Consider the following 17,780-nt stretch of genomic DNA (forward strand, 5'->3'; position numbering starts at 1 on the left):
CTTAACAGATATTAACGGATCTGTTCCTGACAGAGCGCCACCGCGTCGGCAAACGTCATCGGCTGCTGCATCCGCTCCACCAGCTCAGCGGTCAGCGTATACATGCCGCATGAGCAGATTGCCGCCAGCCTCCCCTGCTGGCCATAAAACGCCATAAACTTTTTATCCTCCAGCGAGCCGAGCAGCTGGAATGAATCCCATTCTTTGGCATGGCCCAGATACTCATAACGGGTGCCATACTGCGTAGTCCAGAAGAACGGCACACGATCAAACGCGACGGTCTGGTCCAGCATATTCCATGCGGCGGTTTGTCCCTGCTGATGCGCGACGCGATAGTGCTCAATGCGCAGCGGCTCCTGTGCCGACGGATACGTGGCGATATCTCCCGCCACCCAGATATTGTCAGCGACCCGCAACTGCTCATCCGCCTGCAGGCTGCCATCCTCTGCCAGCGGGAGATCGTGGATAAAGTCGGTAGCCGGTTTAACCCCGGTGGCAAACAGCACCACCGTCGCGTCCAGCAACCGTCCGCCCTTGAGCTGCACGCCACTCACCCGCTGGTCGCCCTGTAAGGCTTCGATCTCGCCCTGCACCCACTTCACACCGTTCTGCTCATGCAGCTGATAGAAATAGCGGCCAATCTGATCGCCAAACTGTTTAGCAAAGGGCAACGCCTGTCGGGCGATTATCGTCACGTCAATGTCACGATTACGCAGCGCCGACGCCAGTTCGGTGCCGATAAAACTGTTGCCGATAATCACGATTTTATGGCTGGCATCCACCGACTGAAGCAGCTCATCGGTCTGCGCTTTGCTGCGCAGCAGATGAACCCCATTGAGATCGCTGCCCGGCAAATCGGGGCGGACTGGCGTCGCGCCGCTGGCGATCAGCAGTTTGTCGAAGGCGAGCGTCTCGCCATCCTCAAAGATCAGCCGTTGCTGCTGGGCATCCAGGCGGCTCACGGTAGCCTGAAGCCGTTCAACGTGGTCCATCACATCCGCTTTCAGCAGCTGCGGCACCTCGCTGATATCCATTTTGCCCGACGGCACAAATTTGGTCAGCGCGGTGCGGTCGTAAGGCGCATCCGCTTCCCGCTCAACCAGAATCACACGGCCTTTGAAGCCTTCATGGCGCAGACGCCACAGCGCCGCGCTGCCCGCCGCCCCACCACCGAGCACCACATAGACCGGTGCGGCTGCCCCACTGCCAATCGGCGCCGCGGGCGACATCGCTTTCGGATTCACCAGCACCCGGCCCTCTTCAATGCGCAGCGGATACTGTTTGAGATCGGCTAACGCCAGCGGTTCACACATTTTTCCACTGGCCAGATTAAACGCGGCTTTGTGCCACGGACAGACCAGCCGATCGCCACAAATCGCGCCCTGCTCCAGCGGCGCGCCTGCGTGTGGGCATTTCGCCTGATAAGCACGTACATTGTCGCCTTCGCGGATCAGCAACACTTCCACCTCGCCGAGCGTTTTTTTAACCGGCTGGCGCTGGGGCAGATCGTTCAGGTCGACGGTAAATTGATAGTTCACGACATGGCTCCTTTAACGGTTCTTGTCTTGTGCTGCGCGGCAAAACAGAGTGCTGCGCAAATCCCCACAAACAGTAAGTGTGGCAAAAGAACCGGGAAGCCTGGCGATGAATGCTTATCAGAAGGTTAACATGCTGTTATAGAAGGGAATTTAATCAGCATTGCGCGGGAAGGAGAAGCGGCCACCTGCGTGGCCGTGGGGATAATCAGCTTTTTTTCAGGCACTGGCTCATAAAGGTTTTACGCGCATCGCCCGCCAGTTTTTTATCACCAGCTTCGCCGTTACAGCTTTTCATTTTCATCTGCTGCGGTGACATCTGCGACAGCTTGCTGTCCTTTTTCAGGCATTCACTCATAAAGGTTTTGCGCGCATCCCCTTTAAGATCCTGTGATTTAGCATGCTGGTTACACATCGTCATCTTCTCCTGCTGCGGGGTCTTTTCCGCCGCACCGGCCAGTCCACTGACCAGCAGGCCCGCCATCATCATCGCCATTAAACCGACTTTCATCTTGTTATCTCCACAGTGGATTGTCCTTTGTTATTCTGGCAGCGAATAAGCAAAGCGGAAAATGTTTCAGGTCAAAGTGATGTGAAGATCCCATTCCAGTCTGGCACTGGGATTGTTACTGACGAGGATGGCGGAGTAACTTTTCGATGTAATTGCGCAGCAGTTGCGCATTTTCATCTCCGGCATCGGCCACATTGTCTATTGCGGTTTCAATACTGGTGGTTATAGCCAGATGTTGTTGCGGCTCCAGCTTGCGAACCAGTGCGGTAACAACAATCTCCAGCGCTTCGATTTGCGCCATCTGCTCTTTGGCTGTCGCCTCTTTTCAGCCAGCTTTACCAGCAATTCAGCAATCAGATTTTTCATGCTGTTATCTCAGCGGTGGAGAAAAGCTGAAATTATCACCACGCTGGCTAAAAAAACAGAGGGTAACCGCTACTTTTTTCAGTGAGTTAGCCCGCATTCCTCACCGTCTGCTCAGACGATTCCGGCTAACCTTGCGAGCGAAACGTTTTCCCTGCAATCAACGCTATGGTTAAACGTTTCGCCCGCCCGAAATCGGTCTTTTGCTTAGCGAGGATCGACAAATCCGCGGCCTGGTCCGCCGCCGTGTCCGCCCCAGCCACCGCCACCGCCACCGCCGCCTGGAGGCGGGAAAATACATCCGCTTAATGCAGTAACCAATGCCACAACGGCAGCCAGCTTAAAGATTCGTACCATATCTACCTCAGGGTGATGAAATCGGGCTGAGTGTATGGAGCCACCTGCATGGCGACAAGTGAGATTCTTCCGCATCCGGCGACTATTCATCTTTGCTGACCAGACTTAACGATTTACCACCATTAAGGCGGCACAATCTCAACATCCCGGCTGGATTACAGCGCAAATTATTTGTGCAAATCGGGAGGGTGAACACTTTACAGGCGGCGTAATTTTACGCATTGTGAGCGCATTACATTTACAGGATATAAACATGACTCTCTCTCAGGCTGCTTTTAGTGACATCCTCTCCCGGCGCGACTGGGAAAATCCGGTCGTGACCTCGCTGCATCGGCTGGATGCGCACCCGCCATTCGCCAGCTGGCGAGATGAAGTAGCCGCGCGGGATGACAGCCCCTCGGCGTCACTGCAGAGCCTCAACGGAGAGTGGGGTTTCCGTTATTTTACGCAGCCTGAAGCGGTCCCGGCCAGCTGGTTACTGCAGGATCTGCCGGACACCACGACCCTTCCGGTTCCGGCCAACTGGCAGATGCACGGCTTCGATGCCCCCATTTATACCAACGTGCGGTATCCGATTCCGGTTACTCCTCCACTTGTCCCCGCAGAGAATCCAACCGGATGTTACTCGCTCACATTCAGTGCTGACGCAGCCTGGCTGGATAATGGGCAGACACGCATCATTTTTGACGGCGTAAACTCGGCCTTTCACCTGTGGTGCAACGGACACTGGATTGGCTACTCTCAGGACAGTCGTCTGCCCGCTGAATTCGACCTGACGCCTTATCTGCGGCCGGGCAAAAACCGGCTGGCAGTAATGGTGCTGCGCTGGAGCGACGGCAGTTATCTGGAAGATCAGGATATGTGGCGAATGAGCGGTATTTTCCGTGACGTCACGTTATTGCATAAACCGCAGGTGCATCTGGCCGATGTTCAGCTGGAAACCCGGCTCAGCCCGGAGTTTTACCGTGCCGAATTGCGTGCCCGGGTTCGTGTTGCTCTGCCAGCTGACGTCAGCTCGCGCTATCAGCTGCGCCTGACGCTGTGGCAGGGTGACCAGCAGATTGCTCAATGTCAGCAGCCGCTGGGCAGTGCCATTATTGACGAGCGGGGTCACTATCCCGAACGCGCCCTGCTCAGCCTGCCGGTGGAACAGCCTGCGCTGTGGAGTGCCGAAACACCCCACCTCTATCGCGCCACGCTGGCGCTGCTGGATGAGAATCAGCAGCTGATCGAGGTGGAAGCCTATGATGTCGGCTTCCGTCAGGTCACCATCGACAACGGACTGCTCTGTCTGAACGGCAAGCCGCTGCTGATCCGCGGCACCAACCGTCATGAACATCATCCGGAGCGCGGTCAGGTGGTGGATGAGGCGACGATGCGCCGCGACATCGAGCTGATGAAGCAGCACAATTTTAATGCGGTGCGCTGTTCACACTATCCTAATCATCCGCTCTGGTACCGGTTATGCGATCAGTATGGGCTTTATGTGGTGGATGAGGCCAATATCGAAACCCACGGCATGCAGCCGATGAACCGGCTCTCCGATGATCCCCGCTGGTTTGCCGCCTATAGCGAACGCGTGACGCGCATGGTGCAGCGCGATCGTAATCACTGCAGCATTATTATCTGGTCGCTGGGCAATGAGTCAGGACATGGTGCCACACACGATGCGCTCTACCGCTGGGTAAAAAGCAGCGATCCAACCCGTCCGGTTCAGTATGAAGGCGGCGGTGCGGATACCGCTGCTACCGATATCATCTGCCCGATGTATGCCAGGGTTGATGAAGATCAGCCCTTCCCGGCTGTGCCGAAATGGTCGCTGAAAAAGTGGATCGGTCTGCCGGGTGAGACGCGTCCGCTGATCCTGTGTGAGTACGCGCATGCCATGGGCAACAGCTTTGGCGGTTTTGCTAAGTACTGGCAGGCCTTCCGCCAGTTCCCGCGTCTGCAGGGCGGCTTCGTCTGGGACTGGGTTGATCAGAGCCTGACCCGCTATGACGATCAGGGCGAACCGTGGCAGGCCTACGGCGGCGATTTTGGCGATAAACCCAACGATCGTCAGTTCTGTATGAACGGGCTGGTATTTGCCGATCGCACGCCGCATCCGGCACTTTATGAGGCGCAGTGCGCCCAGCAGTTCTGGCAGTTTGCCGTCGATCCCGGCGATCCGCTGAGCTTTACGGTCAGCAGCGACTATCTGTTCCGCCACAGTGACAACGAAGTGCTGCGCTGGCGCATCGAACAGGCGGGTCGTGTGGTGGCGGAAGGAGAAGTGCCGCTGGATATCGTTCCACAGGGCCAGCAGCGGATCACGCTGCCGTCACCGCCAGCATTACAGGGCGAATGCTGGCTGAACGTCGCGGTTCATCAGATTCAACCGACCCAATGGAGCACCGCTGGCTGGCGTGTCGCCTGGCACCAATGGGCGCTGCCCTCATCGCTGGCGCTGCCATCAAAGCCGGAGAGCGGCCACGCACCGGGCCTGCACGATGATACCCGTGAGATTGTCATCACCCATCAGCAGCAATGCTGGCATTTTTCACGCCACAGCGGCGAACTGACGCAGTGGTTTGTGGATGAACAGCCCACACTGCTTTCACCGCTTCAGGACTGCTTTATTCGCGCCCCGCTGGACAATGACATCGGCACCAGCGAAGCGGAACGGGTTGATCCCAATGCCTGGGTCGAGCGCTGGAAAGCAGCGGGTTATGACCAGATGAGCAGCCAGCTGGTGTCGATGACGGCGAATGCGTTGCCACAGGCGGTGCAGATTGAGACGCTGCACAGCTGGCTCGCCCATGGCCAGATCGCCTTTATCAGCCGTAAACGTTATCTGATCAATGCGCAGGGTGAGTTGCAGTTGCAGCTTTCCGTTGAGCAGTCGCGTGGATTGCCGCCGCCCGCGCGCATCGGATTACGCTGTGAGCTGACGCAGATACCACAACAGGTGAGCTGGCTCGGCCTGGGTCCGCATGAAAACTATCCCGATCGCCAGCTGGCCGCGCAGTTTTCCCGCTGGGAGCTGCCGCTGGATCAGCTCTCAACGCCTTATGTTTTCCCGGGTGAGAACGGTCTGCGCTGCGGCACCCGTCAGCTCGACAGCGGCAGCTGGCAGGTCAGCGGCGATTTCGCTTTCTCACTGAGCCGTTTCAGCCTGGAGCAGTTGCGGGAGGCATCACACCGCCACCATCTGCGTCCGGAAGCGGGCTGCTGGCTGCATCTGGATGCCTGCCACATGGGTGTCGGCGGCGATGACTCCTGGAGCCCCAGCGTCAGTCCTGAGTTTTTACTGACTCAGCAGCGCTGGCAGGCTGAACTGACGATTTGTCAGCCGACGCGGGCAGATCTGTCTTCGGACGCCGGTAAAAGCGCTTCAGAAACAGCACGTTAATCAGCACGACCACGGCGGTGGCAAAAAAGACCCAGCGGAAACCGGCCACCGCCGACACCGCGGCGCCCAGCAGCGGACCCGCGACATTGCCGAGATACATAAAGGACTGGTTGTAGCCGAAGATCCGGCCGGTGATGTTGTCACGCGAGTGACGCACCAGCAGCGTCTGCACCGCGGGCATCATCGCGCCATCGGCAAAGCCCAGCAGAAAACGTAATACCCCCAGCTGTGTCGTGCTGGTGACAAACGACATGGCGATAAACAGCAGCAGCGAGATGACCATCGTTGCCAGCAGGATACGTTGCGTGCCGATGCGATCGCCGAGTCGTCCCAGACGAGGCGCGGCCAGCAGTGCAGAGACGCCAGGCAGCGCGGCAATGACCCCGCTAAGAAAAGCGATATTCTCAGCGGTGGGTGCCAGTTCCCGCACAAAGAGCGTCAGGATCGGGTTCACCGATCCGTTGCACATCTGGATCACCATGGTGGTGAAAAAGAGGCAGAGCATCAGTTTTGGATTATCCAGCGAGCGGAAAACCTCGCGTCCGCTGAGCTTCTCCTTTTTACTCACCGGGGTGTAACCGGTCTCCTTGATCAGGAACAGCGTCACCAGAAAGCTGACCATCAGCAGCGCTGCGGTGACAATAAACACCGTACGCAAACCGACCCAGTCTGCCAGCAGCCCGCCCAGCATCGGTCCCAGAATCACCCCGCCAATCTGGCCGGTTGAGACACAGCTCAGCGCCCAGCCGCTGCGTTCACGCGGCACCTGAGCGGCCACCAACGCCATGGCGTTGGGAATATATCCGGAGGTCAGCCCCATCAGGGCACGCAGCAGCAGCAACTGCCAGGCTTCGGTGACAAAAGCCTGTAGCAGAATTACCACGCCCATGCCAAAAGCGGCGCGCAGCAGCATCAGCTTACGGCCTTTGCGATCGGCAAGACTGCCCCACAGCGGGGCTACGGCCGCCGAAACCACAAAGGTGATACTGAAGGTAAGACCCGACCAGAGGCTCAGTGATTCGCCACCGGTTACGCCAAGCTGCTCAAGGTAGAGCGGCAGAAACGGGATGATCTGACTGATGGCCAGGCCGGTAAAAAAGCAGCCAAACCAGACCGAGATCAGGTTTATCTTCCAGGGTTCTATAGTGCGTGGCATGAGCAGATATTTTAAAGAGAGGGAATGCTCAGTCTAACGCGGCTATTCTCAGCGTGACCGACAAAACATGGCACAAATGGCAAAAGATCGGATTCCTCTTTGATTCAGCGCAATCACCGGCGCAAATTTTCCAGCCCGCCGGGTTTTTAGCGCGAAGCACGCGGGCGATGGTCTGGCCGGACGCAATCTTCCCTGACCCGCCCCGTCAATATAGAAAAATATGTCATTCTGTTACTGACAACTCTTCCCCCCGCTTCTATGTTTAAAAAACCGCCAGCCGCGGCGGTGTGGCAATCTTTTTAATCGGCGCGACATCCTCCGCAAAAAACGGTGCAGACCGTCCGGCTACGCTGAGGCGAACCAGCTTATTTCATGGTTAAACGCCCTTATGCTCAGGTGTAAGGGAGGGGGTCTTGTTTTAGCGGAGGTGGGTAATGAGAGTACAACCTGACAGCGCCAGCCGTGCTATCAGCGACTATTTTAACAGCCCGGACTGGCGAATACCGCCTGAGTCCGATCTGCTGGCGGTGATTCTGCGTGAAATAATGGAAGCGGGAGAACCCGCCACCAATAAAGCCCTTATTGCGCGGGTTATCGATAAACTGGAAGTGGAAGGCGACGAGACGCAATTGCAGCGTTATCGCACCCTGCTGGCGCAGTTAATCGACACGCAGCCGGAGGCGTAAACCCACCACCTACTTCACCCAGCGCAATTTATCCGCTTCGCTGATGCTGGCCCGTCCGCTGCTGCGCTGAAACAGGCACAGCTCCCGTCCACGCTTATTTTTCATCTGCGGCTGGGGGTAGCGTCCCTCCAGCAACAGTGCGCTGTAGCCCGTATTGTCGTCATACTCGATCGCCTCGCCCAGCACCTTTACTTTGCTCAGATGACTGGCGTTAATGCAGGCCTGCACCATCACCTGACGGCTCTTTTGCCAGGCCTCTTCACTGGAAGCCTGCGCCAGTGTGCTGCTGAGTAACAATGCGGGCAGAAGTGCCCCGATTATGCGTTTCATCTTCTCTGCTCCTGTTACGGCCTGAAGCCGCTAAAAAAATTCCCGCCGGGGCGGGAATAAACAAGACGAGCACTATCTATTGTGTGACGAGGAAGTTTCTTAAACGCGCTGCTATCCTCGCCTGCCGTTATGACAAACCTATGACATCTTTGCCGTTAACCACAATAAACTGAGCTGATATTGCCATTTTTGTCAGCCAGGAAGTTCAGCCGGTTAAGGTTGAAGTCCATGGTGACGGCAGAATTATAGGGAATGGCGCGGACCTTCTGTTCGAAGTGCTGACCCTGCAGCGCGGTTAACGGTTTACCGACATAATTCTGAAACTGAGAGGCACCACAGCGGTCAGCTTCGGGATCCTGCGCCACACTGGCGGTATCGGGCTTAGAGGCAGATTGACAGGCGGTTAATGCAAACAGCCCCACTACCAGCAGCCCTTTTCCATAAAATTTCACGTTTATTCTCCTGTTGGACGTGTAAAACCCTGCCCCAAGAGTAGCAAAGCGCACCTGCTGACCTGAACCCCTAAAAAGTAAAGTTGTTACAGCAGCATTAAACGGGTCGCAGCACAGGTCATCTTTTAAGATTAATCGCACTCATTGCCTAAAAAAAGCACAGCGGACCACTGCAATATTAAGAATAGTCTTAGCCCTGTGGAGGTCATGATGGAACTGATTATTTTTGTCGTCTGCGCAATGCTGATGACCGCCGTGGCGGTTAAAGTCCGTTAAACGGGTTCAGCCTGGTTCTGCGCGGTTCTTTCCAGAAGCGTACTGAATGCAGCCAGCGGCATCGGTCGACCGAGGAAGTAGCCTTGCCCCTCTTCGCACGAGAGCTCTTTTAGCTGATTCAGCTGCGCTTCTGTCTCAATCCCTTCAGCCGTAATTGTCAGGGCAAAGGCGCGTGCCAGCGCAATAATCCCCGCGACCACCGATTGTGCCTGCTGCGACTCCGGGAAATCTTTCATCCAGGAGCGATCGATCTTCAGCCCATTAAATGGGAAGGTCTTCAGGTAGCCCAGGGCCGCATAGCCGGTGCCGAAATCATCAACGGTTAACCTTACCCCGAGTGACCGTAAACCCTGCATCACCTCCAGCGCATGCTGCGGATGTTCAAAGGTCACGTTCTCCGTGATCTCCAGCTCCAGCCGGGTAGCCGGCAGGCCACTTTTCGCCAGCACATCCGCAACCCGCTGCACTAAATCGCTGGTGCGGAACTCCATGGGCGAAATATTAACCGAAACATAGCGATCGCCCCCCCATCCCAGCGCATCCTCACACGCCCGCATCAGCACCCAGTCGCTGATGGTGGCGATGAGACCGCTCTCTTCCGCCAGCGGAATAAAGTGATCGGGGGTAATCCACTCATCCGGCGCAATCTGCCAGCGAATCAGCGCCTCAGCACCTGCCAGCTGACCCGTCAGCAGTTGATAGCGGGGCTGGTAGTGCAGGCGAAATTCATTGTTCTTCAGCGCTTTCTCAATCCGCCGCGCCATTTCACGCTTATCCTCACGCTGACTGGCCATCTCATTGGCATACCAGACCCACTGATTGCGTCCCGCTTCGCGCGCTTCATTCAGCGCGATATCCGCCATTTGCAGCAGCGCTTCCGGATGGCTGGCATCCTGCGGTACACAGGCAATCCCCATGCTGACGGTGAGATAGTGGACATGCTGGCCAGTGCTGATGGGCTGCTGAACCTCATGCACCAGCTGAGCACAACGCTGATCGACCCGCTCACGGTTCGTTTCACGCAACACCAGCACAAACTCATCGCCACTCAGCCGCGCCACCAGCTCCTGCGGGCCGATACAGCGCTTCAGACGCTGCGCTATCTGGCTCAGCACTTCATCGCCCGCCGCATGGCCCCAGGTTTCATTAATCGGCCTGAACTGATCGAGATCGAGGGTAATCAGCGTCAGCGGCGCAGCGCCATCAGGCAGCTCAAGGTGTAGCGTCAGAAACTCCTGCAGCTGTACGCGGTTCGACAGGCCGGTTAAGACGTCATGACGCGACAAAAAATGAATGCGCGCCTCGGCTTCCATGCTCTGAGTGATGTCCGACACCGTGCCGCGAAACCCGATACGTCGCGCATCATGCCAGATTGTTTTCGCGACCAGCTGGCCGATACGGCGGTTGCCGTGCGCCGACATAAACTGACAGCGCAGTGGCATCCGTTGCCCCTCCTCCTCCTGACGCTGCAGCCAGGCGACCAGCGAATGGCTGGGATGCGTCAGCAGGTGATCGATGTGACGGCCCAGCCAGTGTGTAATATCGTGGCCGGTCACGGTTTGAAAGCGCGCTGACAGGTAGATGAGGCGACCCTCTTCGTCCGTTTCCCAGATCCAGTCTGACGCTGCCTCAGCGAGATCGCGAAACCGCGCTTCGCTGTTGGCCAGCTCCTGCTGACTGATCGCCAGCAGGGCAAAGCGCCGGTCAGAAAGAATCGCATTAGAGAGCGCATGGCGGCTGACGCGATGGGTGATTATGCCAATGATGATCGCCATGAGCATCAGCAGTGGCAACAGAAACCAGACCAGGCCCATGCCAGGCATCTTTGGCGTCCAGCGCAGCACAATCAGATCGCCGCCGGGTAACGGTTGCACCATCCGCGGTTCACGCAGGGCATCCCCTGCACTGACGGGCAGGCGCAGTTCGCGCACATCCAGCGTGGCGCCCAGCGCCTGTAATTTGGCAGGGGTGAACAGATTCACAAACACCATGACTGACGCTGGCCCCGCTATCGGCGGCATATTCGTCAGTTTGCCGCTGCCGATGGGGGCGGCAACCACAATGGCGGGCAGATGATTAATCAGCGCATCACGGGTTATCGCCGCGTCGTTGCGCTGACGTGCCGCCGCAATCAGCGCTGGAGCCTCTTTTCCCAGCCAGGCTTCCAGCGGCGTATCCACCAGTTGCCCATTAATGACGCTGTACGTGGTGTGACCGTTGCCGTCGACCACGAATACGCCCTCATAGTGATACTCTTCGTAGAGGCCCGGACCAAAGTTCTCTTCGTCATAAGCCCAGACTTTGTTGACCCTGACATGGAGATTGCGCCAGGCTTCGCCCCAGAACGCATAATCCCGGATATCCGTGACCATCGCCTCCTGACGATTTTTCCACGCCTGCTGCATCAGCAACTGGTCATGCTCAACCGATACGCTGTTTTGCCGCTGCGCAATCGTCAGCACCATCAGCATCGAGAGCACCAGCACGCCAAACAGCAGCAGCGAAAGCGTGCGCAGGCTGCGCCGCGTAAAGCGGACAGTGCGGTCTTCAGCGGCATGACTGAATGGAGGCGAGGGTGGCGCCGGAGGGTTAGAAGTCATTAAGAGTGCTCACTACACAGTCAGAGTTTGAGATGACGGGCCTGCAATACAACATGCAGTGCTGACCAGATTAGTTTCCTCAGTTATCGGCTCACGCGCGCGGGTGTTTAGTCTGCGGTAAACATTTTGCGCTTAAATATTGTGTTACAGGCTGACTCGACAGCGATCTGGTGCATTGCTACTATGCGCTAACCTTCGCTGGCAGAGTCGCCTATGAATACCAATTCCGACAGAGTGACACTGACGCTGTTCTACGTCGGCAGCTTTGTGGTCTATTACCTGGTTACTATGCTGATCACGCTGTTCCCTAATTACAGCGTGCTGCGTAATGACGGCCTGCTGGTGCCGGTGCTCTGCCTGTTTGAATTTGCTGTTATCTATCCGCTTTACCGCTTTTACTGCCAGCGCCGTACAGACCTGCCGCTGGGTGAACTCTGCACGCTGCAAACTCTGCTGTTTACTGGCGCGCTATTTGTTCTGATGGCCGCACAGATGCAGTTCATGCAGCCGGAAGGATGGCTGGTGATGCAGGCCCAGCAGGGACGTAATTCGCTGCTAATTCTGCTGCTCACCGCCGTGCTGCTCGCACCGGTGTTTGAAGAGGTGCTGTTCCGCGGTTTTCTGTTGCAGGGCTTTCTGCTGTGGGCGCCACGGAGCCGCTTTGCCTGTATGCTGCTGACCTCACTGCTGTTTGCGGTGATGCATACGCAGTATGTGCACTGGCAGACCCTTATCGCCCTGACGCTGTTTTCGCTACTGCTCTGTTACGCCCGGCTGCGGAGTAATAGTCTGGCGCTGCCCATCTTCCTGCACACGCTGAATAACCTGATTGCGCTGCTGCCCGCCTGGTATTTCGCAGGCTAGCGCCAGGCCCGCCCCTTCTGACACACCTTACAGGCCGCCGCATCACACCCTGGCTGGCGGACCATAGCTCACACTGACAATGCCGCCCCGGCACGTTTGTCTATACTGGATGTTAAAAAGGGATAAAAAGCACCACAGTCCGGACCACCAGACCGTGTAAAGGAGAGGATCTATGTTGATAGGATTTGTGTTGTTAGTGAGCGCATGCGGCTACGATGCCTGCGAGGCGCTGCCGGTATCAGAGCGCATCTATCCGACGAAGGTCGACTGTGAAACGATGGCGAACCGCATTCATAAAGTCAGACCGAATGTGGTACTGCTGTGCGGTGAAGTACATCGCTAATTCAGGGCCAGGTTCAATAAAGCAGGGCTGTAACGTTGCAAGCTGACGCTTTAGCGTACAAAATATAAGCTGTTGTTAACCATTATCGTTGTGAATCCCATGAAAACATCACGCCCCCGTCGTCCTGGTGGACGCTGGGTTTACTATCTTTTGTATGATGGCATTCTGTGGCCCTGCCCCGTCCGTTGGGAGTGGGAGAGCAGCTATGGCGGCTGGCTGCCATTTTACTACACGCCAACCTTTGAGTTTGTGGTAGGCGATCCGCGCAAGGCTTATCGCATTGCGCGCAGCGATGTGCGGGCTAAAAGGCGCGAGGATGCCTTTGTCTGAGCGCGTTTATCGCCACGGCAGCCATGAGGCAGTAAGCAGATAGTGAACCGCTTCCAGCACAATAATCACCATCAATAATATGCCCAGCGTGTGGCGGCCAATCCCCTTCATCTGTTCAGGCCCAGATCATGGCAGCCCAGCGAATCAGCAGCAGCGCGCCACAGATGCACAACAGAACCAGCACCATCTTCCAGTACTTTTTGGCTGCCCGGTATCTCGTCACCTCAGTTTCCTCTGGTCAGAAAGCGAAGATGCGCCAGAAGGCGCATCTGTTCCGGTCAGCAACAGGACCGGTGAGGCATAGCATAACGCCCGGGCCGCCAAAAGGCGACCCGTTACCGGCATCAGTTGTTCAGGGTGTAATCCAGCGTAATTTCCGCATTCAGTACCTGAGAAACCGGGCAGCCCGCTTTGGCTTTATTGATGATCTCGTCGAAGGTCGACTCATCAATGCCTGGCAGAGAGATGGTGCTGGTCAGTGCCACTTTGGTGATGGCAAAGCCATCGCCTTTTTTGTCCAGCGACACGTCGGCCGTGGTATCAATGCTTTCCGGTGGATGACCTGCGTTGCCCAGCATCAGCGACAGCGCCATAGAGAAACAGGCTGCATGCGCTGCACCAATCAGTTCTTCCGGGTTGGTGCCTTTGCCGCCTTCAAAACGGGTGTTAAAGCCATAAGGCTGCTGGCTTAGTACGCCGCTCTCGGTGCTGACGGTGCCTTTGCCTTTGATATCGCCTTCCCAATGCGCTGAACCTTTCTTATGAATGGTCATGTCGTTCCTCCTGTTGGTAAAGAAGCTAAGTATAGACAATACATTCATTTTCGCAGGCTCAACTCACCGCGCGGGGACGTGGCGGTGTGCTCTGCGGTGCCAGTAACGCTTCCGCCTGCACCAGCGAATCGCGGGTAATTTCACCGATCGACTTCGCGCCGGTGAGGGTCATGGCAACGCGCATCTCTTTTTCAATCAGCGTCAGCAGGTTTTCTACGCCGCGCTGACCGTGGGTTGCCAGCGCATAGATAAATGCCCGTCCCAGCAGCACGCTGTCTGCGCCCAGCGCAATCATCCGCACCACATCCAGCCCGTTGCGAATGCCACTGTCCGCCAGAATGGCGATGTCACCTTTTACCGCATCGGCAATGGCCGGTAGCGCACGCGCCGAGGAGAGCACGCCATCCAGCTGGCGTCCGCCGTGATTAGAGACCACGATGCCATCGGCGCCAAAGCGCACCGCATCACGCGCATCTTCCGGATCGAGAATGCCCTTGATCACCATCGGTCCATCCCAGAACTCGCGGATCCACTCCAGATCGCGCCACGAGATAGAGGGATCGAAATTATTCGCCAGCCAGCCGATGTAATCTTCCAGCCCGGTAGGCTTGCCCAGATACGTGGAGATATTCCCCAGATCGTGAGGACGCCCCTGCAGACCCACATCCAGCGCCCACTGTGGATGGGTGACCGCCTGCCAGTAACGACGCAGCGCCGCGTGATTGCCGCTCATACCGGAGTGCGCATCGCGATAGCGCGCGCCCGGCGTGGGCATATCCACGGTAAACACCAGCGTAGAGCAACCGGCGGCTTTGGCGCGCTCCAGCGCGTTGCGCATAAAGCCGCGGTCACGCAGCACATAGAGCTGGAACCACATGGGACGCTTAATCTGCGGGGCCACCTCTTCGATCGGGCAGACCGAGACGGTCGACAGGGTAAACGGAATGCCTTTCAGGTCTGCCGCGCGCGCCGCCTGTACTTCACCCCGGCGGGCATACATGCCGCACAGGCCGACCGGTGCCAGCGCAACCGGCATCGACAGGGTTTCATTGAACAGTTTGGTTTCAAGACTCAGTTCCGACATATTTTTAAGAATGCGCTGGCGCAGCGCCACATCCGAGAGATCCTCTACGTTGCGACGCAGGGTGTGCTCGGCATAGGCACCGCCATCAAGATAGTGAAACAGGAACGGCGGCAGGATACGTTGCGCGGCCGCGCGATAGTCACTGGCAGCGGAGATAATCATCAGTCAGATTCCTTTGGGTTGCGTGTATCGTTATCCGGTAAGCGGGTGATGCGCGCCTGACGCGCTTCATCTTCATGCAGGCTTTTCATGGTGGTGTGCACGAATCCCAGATGCTGCATCGCCGCCTGGCGCGCAGCGTCGGCATCGCCCGTGAGGATCGCATCGAGCAGCGCCTGATGCTGTTCAGTCAGGCGGGCAAAAATCGCGGGCTGGGTATACATGCGCTGACGGCTCTGCATTACCGATGATTGCAGCAGCTCAAAAAAACCACGCATGGTCTGCAGCAGCACTACGTTGTGCGACGCCTCGGCAATCGCCAGATGGAAGCGCACATCAGCCTGGGCGGCGAGATCGGGATCGTCACTCTCTTTCAGCTTCAGGGTGGCGTCGAAAGCGTACTGCAGCTTCTCTTTGTCGGCGTCGGTGGCGCGCAGTGCGGCGTGCCAGGCGGTGCTGGCCTCGATGGCATGGCGCGCTTCCAGAATGTCGTAGCGGTAGTCGAGATCGTCGCGCAGTAGCTGGCGAATCGGCTCGACGATGCGCTGTTCCGACCAGGGCGCCAGCTGCTGACGGATCCAGGTGCCGCCGCCGCGTCGGCTAATCAGCATGCCGTTGCTGATCAACTGTTGTATGGCTTCACGCAGCGAGGAGCGCGAGACGCCAAGCTCCGCAGAGAGCTGCCGCTCGGCGGGCAGGCGCATGCCCGGCTCGAGCTGATGTTCGGTGATGTAGGCCCGCAGGCGCGTCACCAGCGGATCGGCATTGCTGCTCATGGGATCATCCAGGGGAAGACGTAGGCCTGAAGTGTGGTTATCACACCGACCATACAGGTGAAAATCAGGCTGTGTTTAACGGTAAACCGGAACAGGTCGGACTCTTTACCCACCAGCCCGACCGCCGCACAGGCGATAGCGATCGACTGCGGCGAGATCATCTTACCGGTCACGCCACCGGTGGTGTTGGCCGCCACCAGCAGAATATCGGAGACGCCAATCTGCTGCGCGGTCGTGGCCTGTAAAGCAGCAAACAGCGCATTCGATGAGGTGTCTGATCCGGTCAGGAAGACGCCCAGCCAGCCCAGGAACGGTGAGAAGAAGGTAAAAGCGTGGCCGGTTTGCGCCAGCGCCAGTGCCAGCGTCGCAGACAGCCCGGAGTAATTCGAGATAAAGGCAAAGGCCAGTACCATCCCGATAGAGTAGATCGGCAGCGCCAGCTCTTTCAGCGTTTCACCAAAAGTCTGCAATGCTGCCTTTGGCTTCATGCGCAGGAAAATCATCGCCATGATCGCCGCAATTAAAATAGCGGTGCCGGTGGCGGACACCAGATCCAGCTTAAAGATGGCCGGATAAGGGGTTGCAGTGCCGACCACGGGCGGCATCCGCGCCACCAGCTCATTCAGCATCGGCACCGGCATAGCCAGCACCCACTCATAGAGCGCACCGCCTTTGGCGAACAGCGCTTTAAACGGCGGGATACTCCAGAGCGTGACGGTGGCGGTGAGAAACAGGAAAGGCATCCAGGCGCGGATCACCTGTCCCAGCCGATACTTCTGCGGTGGCAGCAACGGATCGCCCTGTTTCGCCTCTGCATCGGAAAAGCGGAAGATGCGCACCGGCTTCCATACCCGCAGGAACAGCGTCAGCGAAATCAGCGAGGCGAGCGACGAGATAATATCGGGCAGCTCCGGACCCAGGAAGTTGGAGCTGAGGAACTGGGCAATGGCAAACGATCCCCCTGCCACGACCACCGCCGGCCAGGTCTCTTTCACTCCGCGCCAGCCATCCATGATCGCCATAATCCAGAACAGCACAATCAGGGTCAGCAGCGGCAGCTGGCGTCCGGCCATCTGGCCGATGGCAAAACTGTCCAGCCCGGTCACCTGCCCCGCCACAATAATCGGGATGCCCATCGCGCCAAAGGCCACCGGCGCGGTGTTTACAATCAGGCAGAGCCCGGCGGCGTAGAGCGGATTAAAGCCGAGTCCCACCAGCAGCGCGGCGGTAATCGCCACCGGCGCACCAAAGCCCGCAGCCCCTTCCAGAAACGCTCCGAACGAGAAGCCGACAATCAGCATCTGCAGACGCTGATCGGGAGTAATCGACAGGATAGAGGCGCGGATAATGTCGAACTGGCCGGTTTTGACCGAAATTTTGTAGACGAACACCGCGGCGACAATAATCCAGGCAATCGGCCACAAGCCATAGAGAAAGCCATACACCACGGCGGCCAGCGCCTGTGCAACCGGCATCTGATAGAGAAACAGCGCCACCAGCAGCGCCAGCACCACGGTGGTGGTGGCCGCCAGGTAGCCTTTCATCTTCAGCTTAATCAGCGCAAAGAAGAAAAAGAGAATCGGGATCAGTGCGATCAGGCTTGAAAGCCAGATATTACCCAGCGGATCGTAGTTTTGTTGCCAGATCTGCATGCCAGTATCTCCAGAGGAAAAGGTGACGTGGCACGCAGCCGCAGCGCTGGTGCCATCTGCCCCGGATTGGTCAGACCAAACCGCTGTATCGGGGCTTATGGCAACAGATAGTTAACGCATTGTTAACCTGTGGCAACAGAAG

17 protein-coding genes and 1 pseudogene are annotated in these 17,780 nt (G+C 57.4%); 5 read left to right on the forward strand and 13 right to left on the reverse strand.

Going from position 1 to position 17,780, the window contains the following annotated elements:
• Positions 1-11: 11 nt before the first annotated feature.
• The 4 genes and pseudogenes from ACX8ZY_RS15520 to ACX8ZY_RS15535 form a co-directional block, all read right to left on the reverse strand.
• Entirely contained in the window at positions 12-1,538 is a 1,527-nt protein-coding gene (locus ACX8ZY_RS15520) for an FAD-dependent oxidoreductase (protein WP_258992663.1), read from the reverse strand.
• Between the two features lie 205 nt (positions 1,539-1,743).
• Positions 1,744-2,046, reverse strand: coding sequence for a PsiF family protein (locus tag ACX8ZY_RS15525; protein WP_010255256.1), 303 nt, complete (start codon positions 2,044-2,046; stop codon positions 1,744-1,746).
• A gap of 115 nt (positions 2,047-2,161) precedes the next feature.
• Positions 2,162-2,412 (reverse strand): annotated as a pseudogene (gene iraP / locus ACX8ZY_RS15530) (anti-adapter protein IraP).
• Positions 2,413-2,616: 204 nt separating this feature from the next.
• Positions 2,617-2,766, reverse strand: a complete 150-nt coding sequence (locus ACX8ZY_RS15535; protein ID WP_192034246.1) for a hypothetical protein — start codon at positions 2,764-2,766, stop codon at positions 2,617-2,619.
• Between the two features lie 253 nt (positions 2,767-3,019).
• Between ACX8ZY_RS15535 and ACX8ZY_RS15540 the strand changes: the two genes are divergently transcribed.
• Positions 3,020-6,157, forward strand: coding sequence for a beta-galactosidase (locus tag ACX8ZY_RS15540; RefSeq protein WP_421665078.1), 3,138 nt, complete (start codon positions 3,020-3,022; stop codon positions 6,155-6,157).
• Here ACX8ZY_RS15540 and ACX8ZY_RS15545 read toward each other — a convergent pair.
• Entirely contained in the window at positions 6,039-7,313 is a 1,275-nt protein-coding gene (locus ACX8ZY_RS15545) for a multidrug efflux MFS transporter (RefSeq protein WP_022625160.1), read from the reverse strand. The genes ACX8ZY_RS15540 and ACX8ZY_RS15545 overlap by 119 nt on opposite strands.
• A gap of 434 nt (positions 7,314-7,747) precedes the next feature.
• Between ACX8ZY_RS15545 and ACX8ZY_RS15550 the strand changes: the two genes are divergently transcribed.
• A complete protein-coding gene (locus tag ACX8ZY_RS15550) occupies positions 7,748-7,999 on the forward strand; it encodes a biofilm development regulator YmgB/AriR family protein (protein ID WP_010255246.1) in 252 nt (83 codons plus the stop codon).
• 9 nt (positions 8,000-8,008) lie between these two features.
• Here the strand turns inward: ACX8ZY_RS15550 and ACX8ZY_RS15555 are convergent, their stop codons facing one another.
• The 3 genes from ACX8ZY_RS15555 to ACX8ZY_RS15565 form a co-directional block, all read right to left on the reverse strand.
• Complete coding sequence (locus ACX8ZY_RS15555) at positions 8,009-8,329, reverse strand: hypothetical protein (protein ID WP_010255244.1); 321 nt, start codon at positions 8,327-8,329, stop codon at positions 8,009-8,011.
• Between the two features lie 155 nt (positions 8,330-8,484).
• Complete coding sequence (locus tag ACX8ZY_RS15560; protein WP_010255242.1) at positions 8,485-8,781, reverse strand: I78 family peptidase inhibitor; 297 nt, start codon at positions 8,779-8,781, stop codon at positions 8,485-8,487.
• A gap of 272 nt (positions 8,782-9,053) precedes the next feature.
• Complete coding sequence (locus ACX8ZY_RS15565) at positions 9,054-11,657, reverse strand: bifunctional diguanylate cyclase/phosphodiesterase (protein WP_258992669.1); 2,604 nt, start codon at positions 11,655-11,657, stop codon at positions 9,054-9,056.
• A gap of 213 nt (positions 11,658-11,870) precedes the next feature.
• On the opposite strand from ACX8ZY_RS15565, the gene ACX8ZY_RS15570 reads away from it, so the two are divergent.
• The 3 genes from ACX8ZY_RS15570 (at position 11,871) to ACX8ZY_RS15580 (ending at position 13,194) form a co-directional block, all read left to right on the forward strand.
• Positions 11,871-12,521, forward strand: coding sequence for a CPBP family intramembrane glutamic endopeptidase (locus ACX8ZY_RS15570; protein WP_010255238.1), 651 nt, complete (start codon positions 11,871-11,873; stop codon positions 12,519-12,521).
• Between the two features lie 172 nt (positions 12,522-12,693).
• Positions 12,694-12,864 (forward strand): hypothetical protein, encoded by a 171-nt coding sequence (locus ACX8ZY_RS15575; protein ID WP_003850083.1) that lies wholly within the window; start codon positions 12,694-12,696, stop codon positions 12,862-12,864.
• A gap of 99 nt (positions 12,865-12,963) precedes the next feature.
• The gene (locus tag ACX8ZY_RS15580; RefSeq protein WP_029519422.1) at positions 12,964-13,194 is read left to right on the forward strand and encodes a hypothetical protein; all 231 of its coding nucleotides are present in this window, start codon (positions 12,964-12,966) and stop codon (positions 13,192-13,194) included.
• A 115-nt stretch (positions 13,195-13,309) separates the two neighbouring features.
• On the opposite strand, the gene yniD is transcribed toward ACX8ZY_RS15580, so the two are convergent.
• From yniD to lldP, 5 genes are all read right to left on the reverse strand, one after another.
• On the reverse strand, positions 13,310-13,417 hold the full coding sequence (yniD, locus tag ACX8ZY_RS15585) for a small membrane protein YniD (protein ID WP_022625163.1): 108 nt from the start codon (positions 13,415-13,417) through the stop codon (positions 13,310-13,312).
• A 121-nt stretch (positions 13,418-13,538) separates the two neighbouring features.
• On the reverse strand, positions 13,539-13,967 hold the full coding sequence (locus ACX8ZY_RS15590) for an OsmC family protein (RefSeq protein WP_022625164.1): 429 nt from the start codon (positions 13,965-13,967) through the stop codon (positions 13,539-13,541).
• A 58-nt stretch (positions 13,968-14,025) separates the two neighbouring features.
• Positions 14,026-15,213, reverse strand: coding sequence for an FMN-dependent L-lactate dehydrogenase LldD (lldD, locus tag ACX8ZY_RS15595; protein WP_022625165.1), 1,188 nt, complete (start codon positions 15,211-15,213; stop codon positions 14,026-14,028).
• Complete coding sequence (lldR, locus tag ACX8ZY_RS15600) at positions 15,213-15,986, reverse strand: transcriptional regulator LldR (RefSeq protein WP_459260274.1); 774 nt, start codon at positions 15,984-15,986, stop codon at positions 15,213-15,215. Before lldR ends, lldD begins: the two co-directional genes overlap by 1 nt.
• Complete coding sequence (gene lldP, locus ACX8ZY_RS15605) at positions 15,983-17,638, reverse strand: L-lactate permease (RefSeq protein ID WP_459260276.1); 1,656 nt, start codon at positions 17,636-17,638, stop codon at positions 15,983-15,985. The genes lldR and lldP overlap by 4 nt, the downstream gene beginning before the upstream one ends.
• Between the last annotated feature and the right edge of the window lie 142 nt (positions 17,639-17,780).

The sequence above is a fragment of the Pantoea sp. XAF26B01_ASV70 genome (assembly GCF_054512635.1).

Coding starts and splice junctions, on each gene's coding strand:
- ACX8ZY_RS15525 (WP_010255256.1), bottom strand. CDS start 2,046: ATGAAAGTCGGTTTAATGGCGATGATGATGGCGGGCCTGCTGGTCAGT.
- ACX8ZY_RS15535 (WP_192034246.1), bottom strand. CDS start 2,766: ATGGTACGAATCTTTAAGCTGGCTGCCGTTGTGGCATTGGTTACTGCA.
- ACX8ZY_RS15540 (WP_421665078.1), top strand. CDS start 3,020: ATGACTCTCTCTCAGGCTGCTTTTAGTGACATCCTCTCCCGGCGCGAC.
- ACX8ZY_RS15545 (WP_022625160.1), bottom strand. CDS start 7,313: ATGCCACGCACTATAGAACCCTGGAAGATAAACCTGATCTCGGTCTGG.
- ACX8ZY_RS15550 (WP_010255246.1), top strand. CDS start 7,748: ATGAGAGTACAACCTGACAGCGCCAGCCGTGCTATCAGCGACTATTTT.
- ACX8ZY_RS15555 (WP_010255244.1), bottom strand. CDS start 8,329: ATGAAACGCATAATCGGGGCACTTCTGCCCGCATTGTTACTCAGCAGC.
- ACX8ZY_RS15565 (WP_258992669.1), bottom strand. CDS start 11,657: ATGACTTCTAACCCTCCGGCGCCACCCTCGCCTCCATTCAGTCATGCC.
- ACX8ZY_RS15570 (WP_010255238.1), top strand. CDS start 11,871: ATGAATACCAATTCCGACAGAGTGACACTGACGCTGTTCTACGTCGGC.
- ACX8ZY_RS15575 (WP_003850083.1), top strand. CDS start 12,694: ATGTTGATAGGATTTGTGTTGTTAGTGAGCGCATGCGGCTACGATGCC.
- ACX8ZY_RS15580 (WP_029519422.1), top strand. CDS start 12,964: ATGAAAACATCACGCCCCCGTCGTCCTGGTGGACGCTGGGTTTACTAT.
- ACX8ZY_RS15590 (WP_022625164.1), bottom strand. CDS start 13,967: ATGACCATTCATAAGAAAGGTTCAGCGCATTGGGAAGGCGATATCAAA.
- lldD (WP_022625165.1), bottom strand. CDS start 15,213: ATGATTATCTCCGCTGCCAGTGACTATCGCGCGGCCGCGCAACGTATC.
- lldR (WP_459260274.1), bottom strand. CDS start 15,986: ATGAGCAGCAATGCCGATCCGCTGGTGACGCGCCTGCGGGCCTACATC.
- lldP (WP_459260276.1), bottom strand. CDS start 17,638: ATGCAGATCTGGCAACAAAACTACGATCCGCTGGGTAATATCTGGCTT.